This window comes from Pseudochelatococcus sp. B33 (assembly GCF_053570585.1).
In genome coordinates this window covers 36,891-51,568 of the sequence record NZ_JBSEFH010000001.1, presented here as the reverse complement: position 1 = coordinate 51,568, position 14,678 = coordinate 36,891, and the positions used below count along the sequence as shown (strand labels likewise).

At 67.2% G+C, this 14,678-nt stretch carries 10 protein-coding genes; all 10 read right to left on the bottom strand.

Going from position 1 to position 14,678, the window contains the following annotated elements:
• Positions 1 to 53: 53 nt before the first annotated feature.
• Entirely contained in the window at positions 54 to 2,366 is a 2,313-nt protein-coding gene (bamA, locus tag ACUSIJ_RS00180) for an outer membrane protein assembly factor BamA (protein WP_449306330.1), read from the bottom strand.
• Between the two features lie 192 nt (positions 2,367 to 2,558).
• Positions 2,559 to 3,731 (bottom strand): RIP metalloprotease RseP, encoded by a 1,173-nt coding sequence (gene rseP / locus ACUSIJ_RS00175; RefSeq protein WP_449306329.1) that lies wholly within the window; start codon positions 3,729 to 3,731, stop codon positions 2,559 to 2,561.
• A gap of 42 nt (positions 3,732 to 3,773) precedes the next feature.
• Positions 3,774 to 4,988, bottom strand: a complete 1,215-nt coding sequence (gene dxr, locus ACUSIJ_RS00170; RefSeq protein WP_449306328.1) for a 1-deoxy-D-xylulose-5-phosphate reductoisomerase — start codon at positions 4,986 to 4,988, stop codon at positions 3,774 to 3,776.
• Between the two features lie 215 nt (positions 4,989 to 5,203).
• Positions 5,204 to 6,148 carry a phosphatidate cytidylyltransferase gene (locus tag ACUSIJ_RS00165; RefSeq protein WP_449306327.1) on the bottom strand — a complete coding sequence of 315 codons (945 nt, stop codon included), beginning with the start codon at positions 6,146 to 6,148 and terminating at the stop codon, positions 5,204 to 5,206.
• A 150-nt stretch (positions 6,149 to 6,298) separates the two neighbouring features.
• A complete protein-coding gene (locus ACUSIJ_RS00160) occupies positions 6,299 to 7,063 on the bottom strand; it encodes an isoprenyl transferase (protein ID WP_449306326.1) in 765 nt (254 codons plus the stop codon).
• Between the two features lie 157 nt (positions 7,064 to 7,220).
• Entirely contained in the window at positions 7,221 to 7,778 is a 558-nt protein-coding gene (gene frr / locus ACUSIJ_RS00155) for a ribosome recycling factor (RefSeq protein WP_449306325.1), read from the bottom strand.
• A 202-nt stretch (positions 7,779 to 7,980) separates the two neighbouring features.
• On the bottom strand, positions 7,981 to 8,688 hold the full coding sequence (gene pyrH, locus ACUSIJ_RS00150) for a UMP kinase (RefSeq protein ID WP_449306324.1): 708 nt from the start codon (positions 8,686 to 8,688) through the stop codon (positions 7,981 to 7,983).
• A gap of 98 nt (positions 8,689 to 8,786) precedes the next feature.
• Positions 8,787 to 9,707 carry a translation elongation factor Ts gene (gene tsf / locus ACUSIJ_RS00145; RefSeq protein WP_449306323.1) on the bottom strand — a complete coding sequence of 307 codons (921 nt, stop codon included), beginning with the start codon at positions 9,705 to 9,707 and terminating at the stop codon, positions 8,787 to 8,789.
• Positions 9,708 to 9,815: 108 nt separating this feature from the next.
• Positions 9,816 to 10,823, bottom strand: coding sequence for a 30S ribosomal protein S2 (locus ACUSIJ_RS00140; RefSeq protein WP_449306322.1), 1,008 nt, complete (start codon positions 10,821 to 10,823; stop codon positions 9,816 to 9,818).
• A gap of 195 nt (positions 10,824 to 11,018) precedes the next feature.
• Entirely contained in the window at positions 11,019 to 14,543 is a 3,525-nt protein-coding gene (gene dnaE, locus ACUSIJ_RS00135) for a DNA polymerase III subunit alpha (protein WP_449306321.1), read from the bottom strand.
• Positions 14,544 to 14,678 lie beyond the last annotated feature (135 nt).

Genomic DNA, 14,678 nt, shown 5'->3' with positions numbered 1-14,678 from the left:
CGCTCTTCGGCCGGCCGCGTGCGGGCTTCGCTCAAGCCCGGACAGGCGGGCCGTCAGAAGCTGGTGCCGCCGGAGAAGCGGAACGCCTGCGTCTGGTCGCCGCGCACCTTGGACAGCACGAAGGCGTAGTCGAAGCGCAGCGGGCCGAGCGGCGACGCCCACAGCAGGCTGACACCCACCGACGAGCGGATCGACTTGTCGTCCTTGACGTCGACGCAGGTCGGCTGGCGGGCGGGGTCGTAGCCCGGCAGGCCGAGGCAGTTCGTGGGCACGCCGAGGCTTGTGGCGAAGTCCTTCTGCCCCTCGTAGCCGAACAGCGTACCGGCATCGGCGAACACGGCGCCCTTCAGGCCGATCTCGCGCGGCAGGCCCAGGATCGGGAACTGCACCTCGAGCGTGCCGCCGAAGTAGGTCGTGCCGCCGAGTGCGTTGTTCTGGAAGTCGCCCGACATGTCGCGCGGGCCGATGCCGGAGGGCGCGAAGCCGCGCACCAGCGACGGGCCGAGGAAGTAGTTGTCGACGATGCGCAGGTCCTTGCCGCCGAAGGAGCGGATGTGACCGCCCTGGAAGCGCACGAAGCCGACCACCTCGTCGAACAGCTCGTGATAGTAACGCGCGTCGACCGAGGCGCGGACGAAGCGGGAGTCGCCGCCGAGGCCGGCGACGTCCGGCTTGAACTCCGCGTAGATGCCGGAGGTGGGATTGCGCGTGTTGTCGAGCGTGTTGTAGGTCAGGGTCGCGCCGACGAGCGAGGTCAGCGTCGTGCCCGCCGCCTCCTTGATCGCCAGCGACGCCTCGCCGTCAAAGGTACAATTCGGATAGGTGGCGCTGCCGTCGGGGTTGAGCAGCGTGTAGCCCGGCAGCGGCACCGAGCAGTCGCCGTACGGGTCGCGCCAGTCGTTGGGCACCTTGATGCGCGACTCATACAGCGAATAGCGCAGCGTCAGCGTCGTGGCCTCGTCGATCGGCAGGCCGAGGCGGAGCTGGCCGCCGGTCACCCTGTCCTCGTAGCGCGAGTAGCGGCTGTTGTCGGTGAACTTGGAGAACACGTCGAAGCCGAACGCCATCCGCTGGCCAAGGAAGTACGGCTCGGTGAACGAGAAGTCGACGCCCTGCGAGTACTGGCCCCACGAGCCGGCGAGACGCACGAACTGGCCGCGGCCGAGGAAGTTCGACTCGGACACCGCCACCTCGCCGATGAAGCCGTCGGACGTGGAGTAGCCACCGGAGACCGAGAACTGGCCGGTGGACTGATCCTCGACGTCCACGTTCACGATCACGCGGTCGGGCGAGGAGCCGGGCTCGTTGGTGATGCGGACCGACTTGAAGTAGCCGAGGTTGTTCAGCCGGCGCTCGGCCCGGTCGATCAGCACCTTGTTGTAGGCGTCGCCCTCGCCGATGTCGAACTCGCGGCGCACCACATGATCGCGCGTGCGGCTGTTGCCGCGCACGTTGATGCGCTCGATGTACACGTGCGGTCCGTCATCGACGATGTATTGCAGCGAAACGGTGCCTGTTTCCGGGTTGCGCAGCCCGGTCGGCCGCACCTGCACGAAGGGGTTGCCTTCGTTGGTGATTTCCGTCGTGATGCGCTCCAGCGACTTTTCGACCGCCTCGACGTCGTAGATGTCGCCCGCCCGCGTGCGCACCAGGGGCTGAAGCTCTTCGGACGGCGCGCTCCCGACCAGCGAATCGACGGTGACGTCGCTGATCCGGTACTGCTGCCCCTCCGAGAGCGTGAAGGTGACGATATAGCCCTCGCGCTGCTGGTCGAAGACGACATCGGTCGCGAGAATCTGGAAGTCAGCGTAACCGTTGCGCAGATAGAAGCGCCGGATGGTGTCCTCGTCCGCGGCGATACGGGCCGGGTCGTAGACGTCCGATGACTTCAGCCACGACAGGAAGTTGGACTCCGTCGTCGAGATCATGTTGCGCAGCTTGTAGGACGAATAGGCCTCGTTGCCGACGAAATTGATTTCCTTGACGCCGGTCTTGTCGCCTTCGTTGATCGAGAACACGACATCGATCGTGCCGTTGGGCAGTTCGACGGTGCGGGGGGTGACCGAGGCCAGGGACCGGCCGGCCCGGCGGTAGGCATCCCGGATGCGCTCGACGTCGGCGTTCACCGTCACCTGGTTGTAGGGATTGGTGGCCTGCGACGCGACGACGTCGCCGAGGACTTCCCTGCTGAGCTTCCTGTTGCCCTCGAACACCACGCGGTTGATTCGCTCGCCCTCGGCGGAACGGGTCTGGCTTTGCCCCGCGCCAGCCTGGGCAATCGCCTGACTGGCCGGCCCGGCCGTCATCATCAACGCCAGAAGGCAGGTCGAAACCCCCGCCAGCGCCATGGTCCGGCTGTTCGTCATTCTCCGCGTCATCAGGTGCCGCCCTTCACTTGAACTCGATAAGACCAGCCATTCCGCCGGCATCCGGAAGTCCCATTAGGACATGGTTCTATAGCCAATATGCGCCGGTGCAAACGCCCCAGACCCGCCGGGAGACCATTTCCCGACGCGCCGTTGCGTTCTGGTCACGCCTTTGGCCCCGGCAGGAGAGCGTCACCTCCCCAGACCAAGCCTTCCGCCGATATGAACCAGATCGTTCCATGTCACCAGCACCATTAACAAGACAACGAACGCAAGCCCGACCCGAAAGCCGAACTCCTGCGCCCGTTCGCTGAGCGGCCTGCCGCGCGCCGCCTCTATACCATAGAACAGCAGGTGCCCGCCATCCAGCATCGGAATGGGAACGAGGTTAATCAATCCGATAGAGACGGATAGCAGCGCCGCGAGGTTCAGCAGTCCCGTGAGCCCACCGAGCCGCGCGACCTGGCCGGAGACTTCCGCGATGCGGATCGGGCCGGAAAGCTGCTCCGTCGTTTCCTTGCCCGTGACGAGGCGGCCGAGATAATGGTAGGTCTGCGTCACCACCTGCCACGTTTCGCCCACGCCCGCCCGCAGCGCCCCCGGCAGCGTATAATATTCGGTGCGCCAGCTCGACGCGTCGCTGGCCGCCTGCACGCCGAGCACGCCCACCCGCTGCGCGCCGAGCGGCGAGGTCACTTCCCGCAGGTCCGGCACCGCCTTCAGCTCCACCCGCGTGCCGCCGCGATCGACGGTCACGGTCAGCGTCTCGCCGGCGTTCATGCTGACGATGCGCTGCATATCCGTGAAACTGTCGATGCTCCTTCCACCGATGGAAAGCACCAGGTCGCCCGGCTGGAAGCCCGCCCGCTCCGCCGCGCTTGCCGACTGCACGGCTTCGACACGCGGCAGCAGGATCTGCCGGCCGTTGAAGTAGGCCATGGCGGTGAACACGACGATCGCCATGATGAAGTTGGCGGCCGGTCCCGCCGCCACGATGGCCGCCCGCTGCCCCACCGTCTTGTGGAAGATGCTGCCCTCGCGCTCGGCTGCGGTCATGGTGTGCACTGCATCGAAATCGGGCACGCTTGCGGGATTGGCGTCGCCTTCGAACTTGACGTACCCGCCGAGGGGAACGGCGGAAAAGCGCCAGCGCGTGCCCTTCCGGTCGTACCAGCCGAACAGTTCGTTGCCGAATCCGATCGAGAAGACACGCACCTTCACGCCGCACCAGCGGGCGACGATGAAATGCCCGTATTCGTGAACGAAAACCACCAGCGTCAGCACGAACAGAAACGCCACCAGCGTCAACGCAAAGCCCGTGACCGCCCCGCCGAAGCCCTCGATCATTCCCCCAAGCAGTTCCATACTTGTACCTTCCCTATGCACACGCCATCACGCAACCAATCTTCAAAGCGGTATCCACTTTTGGGGATCGTGCTCCAGGCGGCTGCGCGCCCAGTCTCGCACTTGCTGATCTATTTCAATTGCTGCCTCAATGCTTTCTGGCTCTCTGTTCACATTTTTCGTGAAGAAATCGCAAGCCTGCCTCGCCAGCGTGACGATGTCGCCGAAGTTTATCCGCCGCCGCAGGAAGGCCTCCACCGCTATTTCATTTGCCGCATTCAGCACCGTCGGCAGGCCGCCTCCCGCCGCCAGAGCGTCGAGCGCAAGCGCGAGAGCCGGAAAACGTTTCGTATCCGGGCTGGCGAAATCGAGCCTGCCGATTGCGGCTAGGTCAAGGCGCGGCAGCGATGTTGCAAGCCGGCTCTTCGTCCGCGGCGGTGTCTCGCTGCCGATGCCGAGGCAATGGGCGGCGGGAATGCGCATGTCCGGCGCGGCCATGCCGGCAACGACGGAGCCGTCCGCGAAGCTCACCAGCCCATGCACGATCTGCTGCGGATGCACCAGGACCTGCAGGCGCGTGGGCGCGATTGCGAACAGATGGTGCGCCTCGATCACCTCAAGGCCCTTGTTCATCATGGTCGCGGAGTCGATCGAGATCTTGGCGCCCATGGCGTAGTTGGGGTGCTTGAGCGCCTGTTCCGGTGTCGCCGCCGCGATGGCCTCGGCCGACCAGTGCAGGAACGGGCCGCCGGAGGCGGTGAGGATCATGCTCTCGATCTCTTCGACCGATGCGCCGCCCAGCGCCTGCCAAAGTGCGTTGTGCTCGGAATCGAGCGGCAGCACCGTGACGCCGGCGGCGTGCGCGTCGCGCATGAACGCGTCGCCGGCGCAGACCAGGGTTTCCTTATTGGCGAGCGCGATGCGCCGGCCGGGCCGGATCGCCCTGTGGGTCGGGCGCAGTCCGGCGGTTCCGGCGATGGCGGCCACGACGAGTTCGCAGTCGCGGTCGACCGCTTCATCGACGGCCGCGGTGCCGGCGCCGCTGTCGATCCGCAGGCCGATGTCCGCGAGCGCGCCTTTCAGCGCCTCGCCCTGCGCCGGATCGGCGATCGCCGCGAAACGGGCGCCGACATTGCGCGCCGTCCGCGCCAGGGCCACCGGGTTGGACCCGCCCACGACCGCTTCGACCTGAAACCGCTCGCGGTGCTCCGCGATCACGCTGGCCACGGAGCCGCCGACAGATCCGGTCGCTCCCAATATGACGATACGCGTTTTCATGACCGCTCCCGGGCCGCCCGTGTCCGGATCGGAATGGCATTGCGCTTGCACCATCCCGCTCCGCCCTTTTGTTTACGCATGATCCCGTCCCAAAGGCGACGCCGTCTTTAGGATGACGTTCCGGAGCAAAATGCACCAAATCCCATTTTGCTCTATCTCTTTGTTTGTGCACCAAATTTATACAAAAAATGGGTCCCATTTTTTGGTTCGATGCATTAGTGCGCCACCGGAACGCCCGATGCAAGGCCGATCGCCACAAGCAGGCAAACGGCGAGAAAACTGTCGACCCGGTCGAGTACGCCGCCGTGACCGGGGATGATCCAGCCTGAATCCTTGACGCCGGCCCGCCTTTTCAGCGCCGATTCCGCCAGATCGCCTCCCTGCCCGACGATAGACGCCAGAAAGGAGAGCGCCAGGACACCGCCGGCGCTCAGCGGCGCGCCGCCCGTCCCGGTCTCGGCGGCCAGCGAAACGAGCCATCCCGCGAGAGAGCCACCGACGGCGCCACCCCAGAACCCCGCCCAGGTCTTGTTGGGGCTGATGCGCGGCCAGAGCTTCGGCCCGCCGATGGCGCGGCCGGTGAAATAGGCCGCTATGTCCGTTGTCCAGACCACCGCAAACATCCAGGCGACCAGGATCGCGCCAGCCGGCGTCGCCCGCGCCAGAACCGGGACGAGCCCCACGAGCGCGCCGCACAGCAGGCCGCTGAGGGCCCAGACCACGATCTGATCGCCGAAACGCTGCCGCCAGTTCGCGTCGGCAGAGCCCTGCCCGCGGGCGAGCACGACCCAGCCGGCGGCCGCGATCAGCGCCGCCGCGGCGCTCACAGCTGCGGCCGTGCGCAGTTCGAGCGCCGTCAGCAGCGGCAACGCGCCGACTGCCGCGGCGGTCAGAAACCGCAATATCCGCAGGCGAGGCGCCCCGGAGCGCCAGTCGCCGCCGGCCGATGCGGCGTCGGCGTTCGGAGCGATCAGCGCGAACCATTCGGCCACGACGCAGGTGCCCGCCACCGCCCATAGCGCGGCGAACGGAATGCCGCCGTACCATGTCGCCGCGACCGCCGCCGCCGCCAGCGTCACGGCGGATACGACGCGCCGGCGCAGTTCGGATCGCCGTCTGTCGCCGACGGAAGGCGGGTCTGCAGGACGGGAGCCCGTCATAGGGCGATGACGCCGGAGCCCGATCCGGCCACGCCGGGGTGTGTCGGGTTCCGCGTTTCCCTGTTTCGGGCGAATGCCGAACGGTCGGCCAGCGCCATTCGGCGGGGCGGAGCTCCGGGCTGCTCGTGCTGGTTGATCATGTCGAACGCTTCAACCCGCACGGTCCTGCGCGTCGGCCTTGACGCTGCCGAAGCGGCGCTCGCGCTGACGGAATTCCTCGATGGCGGCTTCGAGCGCGGCGCGGTCGAAATCCGGCCAGTAGATCGGCAGGAACACGAGCTCCGCATAGGCCGCCTGCCACAGGAGAAAGTTCGACAGACGCTGCTCGCCGGAGGTCCGGATCAACAGGTCGGGATCGGGCAGATCGGCGGTGTCGAGATGGCGGCCGAGCATCTCCTCGGTGATGTCGTCGGGCGCGATGTCTCCCGCGGCCACCTTGCGCGCCAGCGTGCGCGCGGCGCGCACCATTTCCTCGCGTCCGCCGTAATTGAAGGCGACGGTCAGCGTCAGCCCGGCATTGCCAGCGGTGCGCGCCTCGGCCTCGTCGAGCAGCGCGGCGATGTCAGCCGGCAGGCCGGCGCGGTCGCCGATGATGCGCACACGCACGCTGTTGCGGATGAGATCGGCCAGATCACGCCGGATGAACAGCTTCAGCAGCCCCATCAGCTCCGCTACCTCGGCGGCGGGCCGGCGCCAGTTTTCCGACGAGAAGCTGTAGATGGTGAGATAGCGGATGCCGAGCTCGACCGCGGCCCTGACGGTGCGCCGCACCGCCTCGACGCCGCTGTGATGCCCCTTGACGCGCGGCATGCCCCGCGCGTTGGCCCAGCGTCCGTTGCCGTCCATGATGATGGCGACATGGGCGGGCATTGTCTGCGTGGACGTCGTCTGGGCGGGGGCGGCCTGGGGCGCCATGCCCCTGCCCTGCGGACACGCGGCGCGAGTCTCTCCCGCCGGCGAAGGTATCGTTGCCGTTTCAGCTTTCCCCAGCAGGCGGGGTATAATGGTCAATCGACACTCTCCCTGTGCGCGCCGTCGACATCGCCCGAAACGGGCCGTCAAACTCGGGCCGTCAGACTTGCAGGATCTCTTTTTCCTTGGTGGCGACCGTCTGGTCAATCTCGGCGATCGTCTGATCGGTTGCCTTCTGCACCTGATCGGCGTGCCGCGCGGAATCGTCCTCGCTCAGCCCGTCCTTCTCCAGCTTCTTCAGCGTGTCGAGACCGTCACGGCGCACATGCCGGACGGCAACACGCGCCTCCTCGGCATACTTGTTCGCCACCTTCACCAGTTCCTTGCGCCGCTGCTCGTTCATCTCGGGAATGCGCAGCCGGATCACCTGGCCCTCGGTCTGCGGATTGAGGCCGAGGTCGGATTCGCGGATGGCCTTCTCCACCGACGCCACAACGCCGCGGTCCCACACCTGCACGCTGAGCAGGCGCGGCTCGGGCACGCTGACGGTGGCGAGCTGGCTGATGGGCGTCGGCGTGCCATAGGCTTCGACCTGAATGGGGTCGAGAATGCTCGGCGACGCGCGCCCCGTGCGCAGACTGGCGAGATCGTGCTTGAGCGCGTTGAGCGCTCCCTGCATGCGCCGCTTGATATCGTCGAGGTCGAAGCTTCCAGCCATTGCCAATGCCTTTTATCTATAACCCGCTGTCATCATGATCTTGCCGGATCAAGATACCGATTCTGTCGCGCCGTCCAGTCCGGTTTGAGGAACGCCCCGGTGAGCGCGGGGAACCGTCAAACACAATCCCGTCACTCGGCTGTCACATCCTGCGCGCTCCAGGGCGGTGCCGTGGACCGGTCCTGCACGCGCTCCGCCGCGATCAGGGCGTCACGAGCGTCGCCCGTCCCGTTCCCGCCAGAACGGAACCGATCGCGCCAGCATCCAAAACGGAAAATACCACCACCGTCAATCCCGCTTCGCGCGCCAGTGCAAACGCCGTCGTGTCCATCACCTTGAGATTGCGGGTGATGGCCTCGTCATGGGTGAGGTGATCGTAGCGCCTCGCTTCGGGATCGACCTTGGGGTCGGCGGTGTAGACGCCGTCCACGTTCGTGCCCTTGAGCAGCGCGTGGCAGGCGAGTTCCGCCGCGCGCAGCGCAGCACCCGTGTCGGTGGTGAAATAGGGATTGCTGGTGCCGCCGCCGATCACCACCACCTTGCCGTGGGCCATGTGGTCGAGCGCCCGCTTGCGGGCGTAGCTTTCGCACAGCGAGGGCATCGGCACCGCCGACATGGCGCGCGCCGCAACGCCCGCCGTGTCGATGGCGTGCTCCAGCGCCAGCGCGTTCATGACGGTGCCGAGCATCCCGATCGAATCGGCTGTGGGCCGGTCGAGCCCCTTGTTCAGCCCCTGTACGCCGCGGAAGAAGTTGCCGCCGCCGACCACCACGGCTATCTCGTGTCCCGCATTTGCGGCGGCCGCGATGTCGGATGCGATCGCAGTCAGCGTCTCGCCGTGCAGGCCCGATCCTCCCGGGCCCGCCAAAGCCTCTCCCGACAACTTGACCAGCACCCGTTTGAACCGCATTCCAATTCTCCCGACATCAGGAACGAACGGGCGTCGCCATCGCCGTCCCATCCAATCTCATAAAAAAGGCGGCGCCTTGGCGCCGCCTTGAGGATCGATCAGGCGGCGCCTGCGGCCGCCGCCACTTCGCTGGCGAAGTCGGTTTCCTCTTTCTCGATGCCGTCGCCAAGGGCGAACCGGACATAGCCCGCAAGCCTGATCGGCGCCCCGGCCCTGCCTTCCGATTCCTTCACCGCCTGCGCGACCGATTTCGACGTGTCGTGAATGAAGGGCTGCTCGACGAGGGTCACTTCCTTGAAGTAGCTCTTCAGGCCGTTCTCGGCGATCTTCTCCAGCACGTGCTCGGGCTTGCCGGCGTTCTTCTCCAGCAGGATCGCCCTTTCGCGCGCAACGGTCTCGGCCGGGACGCCCGAGGCATCGAGCGCGACCGGGTTCGTCGCCGCGACGTGCATGGCGATCTGGCGCGCCAGAACGGTCAGTTCGTCCTTGTTGCCGGCCGATTCGAGCGCGACCAGCACACCGATGCGGCCGAGGTTGTCGCCGGCGGCGTTGTGGACATAGGCCGCCACCACGCCCTCGCCGACGGACAATGTCTCGGCGCGGCGAAGCGCGATGTTCTCGCCGATCGTGGCGATGGCGCTGGTGATGGTTTCCTGGACCGTGCCGCCCTGGGGGAAGGCAGCGGCCCTGATCGCCTCGACGTCGCCGCCGACGCCGAGCGCCACCTGCGCGATGGTGGTCGCGAGCGCCTGGAACTGCTCGTTGCGGGACACGAAGTCGGTTTCGGAGTTGAGCTCCACCGCGACGCCCTTGTTGCCCTCGATGGCGAGCGCAACCAGGCCCTCGGCAGCCACGCGGCTCGACTTCTTGGCCGCGCGGGCGAGGCCCTTCTTGCGCAGCCAGTCGATCGCCGCCTCGATGTCGCCGTCCGTCTCGGTCAGCGCGTTCTTGCAGTCCAGCATGCCGGCGCCGGATTTTTCGCGGAGCTCCTTCACGAGAGCAGCGGTGATGTTCGCCATGGTTATCCTCATATTACGGACAGGGGAGGCCCGGCATCCCCGCAAGAGGAGCCGGGCCAACCGGTAAACGTCTCTACGCGCCGGGTTCCGTCAGGAACCGGGAAGCGCTCAGATCGCGACTTCTTCCAGCCGGGCGCGGGCCTGGTCGATCCAGCCGTCGCGCTCGATGCGGCCACCGAGCTTGAGTTCGGCGTCGAGGGTCGCGATATCGGCCGGCGTCAGCGCCGCAAGCTGCCAGAAGTGGAACACGCCGGCTTCGTTGAGCTTCTTCTCGACCTCGGGGCCGACGCCGGCGAGGGCCGAAAGCTCGTCGGGCGCGCCGCGCGGGGCGACCAGACGCTCGAAAGCGCCCTCGGAACCGCCCTCACCCGAAAGATCCTCGGCGAAGGGTTCGTCCGACGCGCCGAGATCGACGCCGAGATCGCCCTGACCGCGCGAGATGCCGTCGATCGCCGCGCGCGCCACCAGATCGCAGTAGAGCTTGATCGCGCGGCCGGCGTCGTCGTTCGCCGGCACGGGGAAGGTGATGCCGTCGGGATCGCTGTTGGTGTCGACGATGGCGGCGACCGGAATGCCCAGGCGCTGGGCTTCCTTGATCGCAAGCTGTTCCTTGTTGGTGTCGATGACGAAGAGCAGGTCGGGCGTGCCGCCCATGTCCTTGATGCCGCCCAGCGCGCGCTCCAGCTTGTCGCGCTCGCGCAGCAGCAGCAGGCGTTCCTTCTTCGTCAGGCCGGCCGCGCCGCCGGCGAGGGTCTCATCTACCTTGCGCAGACGCTGGATCGAGCCCGAGATCGTCTTCCAGTTCGTCAGCATGCCGCCGAGCCAGCGGGAATTGACGAAATACTGCGCCGAACGGCGCGCCGCGTCGGCGACCGAATCCGACGCCTGACGCTTGGTGCCGACGAACAGCACGCGGCCACCCGCCGCCACCGTGTCGGAAACGGCCTGCAGCGCGCGATAGAGCGCCGGCACGGTCTGGGCGAGGTCGATGATGTGGATGTTGCTGCGGACGCCGAAGATGTAGGGTTCCATCTTCGGGTTCCAGCGATGCGACTGGTGACCGAAATGGGCGCCGGCTTCGAGCAGCTCGCGCATGGAAAATTCAGGCAGTGCCATAATGATGTCTCTCCGGTTCAAGCCTCCGCGGAGCTCCGGCCGGAAACCCGGCCACCGGAAGCCAATAAGCCCGCTCCGCGTGTGGAATGGCGCGCCTTATAATACCCGTATCCGACAATTGCAAGGCTAAAAGCGGCGGCCGGAAAGCCACCGGCCGCGCCTGTGAAAAAGCGCCGCGCGGGATCGAAACGTCCGTCATCGCAGCTCCACCTCCACGACACCCGGCAGGCCGCGCAACGCGCCGGCGATCTGCGGCGAGGTGGCGAAACGGCCGGGCAGTTCGAGCTCCACTTCCTGCCGGCCCTCGATATCGACGATGATCGACACCGTCCCCTCGCCATGGGTGGAGAGCTGGCGGGCGATCATGTCGATCGGCCGGGGATCGTTGACGGTGATGCGCATGCCCTTCTGGTGGCGCGCCACGGCGGCGTCGAGCGGCTCGGCGCGCTGGATGCGCGCCCGCACGTCCTCGCCGTCGCTCGACGCCTGCACCAGCAGCATGACCGCCTGTCCCGGCTCCAGCAGGTCGCGGTATTGCGCCAGCCCCTCCGAGAACACGATGGCCTCGAAATGCCCGCTCTGGTCGGACAGGTTGATGATGCCCATCTTGGAGCCGCTGCGGGTCCGCCGCTCCGTGCGGTCGAGCACGGTCGCCGCGAGCTGGCCCATGCTCTCGCCGCGCTTGACGCCGCGCGCGAAATCCGCCCATCGCTGCACATTCAGCCGCTCCAGCAGCGGCCCGTATTCGTCGAGCGGATGGCCCGAGAGGAAAAAGCCCACGGCGTCGTACTCGCGCTGCAGGCGCTCGGACGTCAGCCATGGCTCATGCTCGGGGATGCGCAGCGGATCGGGCGCGAGGGAGAGGCCGAAGATGTCGCCCTGCCCGGCCGCCTCGGCCTGCGCCGTCTGATTCGCCACCGCCAGAACGGCATCGATGGCGGCGAACGCCCGCGCCCGGTCCGGCTCGAGCTCGTCGAGCGCGCCGGCCGACACCAGCGCCTCCAGCGTCCGCCGGTTGACGAGGCGCGGGTTGATGCGCCGCGCGAGATCGCCGAGATCGTTGAAGGGACCGTCAGCGCGTGCGGCCACGATCGAGGCCACGGCCTGCTCGCCCACACCCTTGACGGCCGCAAGCGCATAGCGGATCACGCCCTTGCCGTCCGCCTCGTACACCACGTCGAAGCGCACGCCCGAGCGCTGCACCGAGGGGGGATCGACCCGGATGCCGAGCCGCTGCGCCTCGCGCCGGAACTCGGCCAGCTTGTCGGTGTTGTCCATGTCGAGCGTCATGGAGGCGGCCAGGAACTCCACCGGGAAATTCGCCTTCAGATAGCCCGTCTGGTAGGCGATGAGCGCATAGGCGGCTGCGTGGCTCTTGTTGAAGCCGTAGTCGGCGAACTTGGCCAGCAGGTCGAAGATGTCGTCGGCCAGCTGGCGCGAGAGGCCGTGTCCCGTGGCTCCCTCGACGAAACGGACGCGCTGGGCGTCCATCTCCGCCTTGATCTTCTTGCCCATGGCCCGGCGCAGCAGGTCGGCCTCGCCGAGCGAATAGCCCGAGAGCGTCTGCGCCACCTGCATCACCTGCTCCTGATAGATGATGATGCCGAAGGTCTCCCGCAGGATCGGCGCCAGCGCCTCGTGCAGATACCACGTGTTCTCGGGCTCGCCGCGTCCGTTCTTGCGGTCGCAGTAGACCGGGATGTTGGCCATCGGGCCCGGCCGGTAGAGCGCCACGAGGGCGATCAGGTCCTCCAGGCGGTCGGGGCGCATGTCGACGAGTGCCTTGCGCATGCCGGCACTTTCCACCTGGAACACGCCCACCGTCTCGCCGCGTCCCATCTGCTCGAAGGTGAGCGGGTCGTCGAGGGGAATGCGGTCGAGATCGAAGCCGGGGTCGCGCTTGTGGATGTGGTCGACCGCGATCTTGAGCACGGTGAGCGTCTTGAGGCCGAGGAAGTCGAACTTGACCAGCCCGGCCTTCTCGACCCATTTCATGTTGAACTGCGTCACCCGCATGTTGGAGCGCGGATCGCGGTAGAGCGGCACGAGCTTCTCAAGCGACCGGTCGCCGATCACCACGCCCGCCGCGTGGGTAGAGGCATGACGGTGCAGACCTTCGAGCTTGCGCGCGATCGCCAGCATGCGCGCGACGACGGGGTCTTCCTCGGCGGCCGCCTGCAGCTTGGGCTCGTCCTCGATGGCGCGCGCCAGTGTCACCGGATTGGCCGGGTTCTGCGGCACGAGCTTGGTGAGCTTGTCCACCTGCCCGTAGGGCATTTCCAGCACCCGGCCGACGTCGCGCATCACACCGCGCGCCTGCAAGGTGCCGAAGGTGATGATCTGCGCCACCTTGTCCTCGCCGTAGCGCTGCTGGACATAGCCGATGACCTCCTCGCGCCGTTCCTGGCAGAAGTCGATGTCGAAGTCCGGCATCGAGACGCGGTCGGGATTGAGGAAGCGCTCGAACAGCAGGCCGAAACGCAGCGGATCGAGATCGGTGATGGTCAGCGAATAGGCGACGAGCGACCCCGCGCCCGAACCGCGCCCCGGCCCCACCGGAATGCGCCGCGCCTTGGCCCACTTGATGAAGTCGGCAACGATCAGGAAGTAGCCGGGAAACTTCATCCGCTCGATGACGCCAAGCTCGTAGTCGAGCCGCGTGCGGTAGTCCTCCTCCGCTAGACCCTCCGCCGGACCGTGCGCTGCAAGACGCTGTTCCAGCCCCTCCATCGCCTGGGCGCGCAGCTCCCGCGCCTCGTCGTCCTCGTGATCGGCGCCGGCGGAATCCGGGACGGCGCTGTTGCCGGTGGCACCCTTATCGGTGGCGCCCTTGCCGGTGAAATGAGGCAGAATGGGCTTGCGGGTGGGCACCCGGAAACCGCACCGCACGGCGATTTCCACCGTGGAGCGGAGCGCCTCGGGCAGATCCGCGAACAGCGCCGCCATTTCGGCCCGCGACCGGAACGTATGGGAGGACGCGAGCTTGCGGCGCTGATCGTCGGACACCAGCCGTCCCTCGGCGATCGCCAGAAGCGCGTCATGGGCCTCATAATCGTCCGCGGCGGCGAAGAACGGCTCGTTGGCCGCCGCCAGCGGCACGCCGTGCCGATAGGCGAGGCGCAGGAGCTCCGGCTCGGTGAGCGTCTCCTCGGGCGTGTTGTGCCTTTGCAGTTCCACGTAGAGGCGGTCGCCGAAGCTGTCCATCAGCCGGGCGAAACGCGCCGCCGCCAGCTCCGGCCGGCCGGCGGCCAGTGCGCTGTCGAGCGGCCCGCCGGGACCGCCCGTGAGCGCGATGACGCCCTCGGCGTGGTCGGCCAGCAGCCCGATGTCGACATGCGCCCCATGCGCCCCCAGCCCCGGCTCGTTGCCGAGAAAGGCGGCACTCGAGAGCGCCATCAGGTTGCCGTAGCCGGCCGCGTCGGCAGCCAGCAGCACCACATGCGGGAACTGGCGCTGGACTTGGCGCGCATTCGGCTCCGACGCCTCGAAACGCACCGCCATCTGCAAGCCGGCGATCGGCTGGATGCCGGCCTGATGCAGTGCCTCCGAAAATTCCAGGGCGCCGAAAAGGTTGTTGGTGTCGGTGAGCGCCAGCGCGGGCATGCCGTCCGCGCGGGCGAGCCTGGCGAGCGCGCCGATGGTCAGCGCGCCTTCGAGCAGCGAATAGGACGAGTGCACGTGGAGATGAACGAACCCGACCTTCTCAATCAATCCGTCCATGGCCGCCCCCGGTTGCAGATCCAGATCCATGCGAATCGAAACGCCGCTGCATCCACCCGAAATCCTAACACGAAACGGGATGCGGACTCGCGCCCGCCTCCCCCATCCCCGGCTTTGTCTACGCGGAGCCGCCGG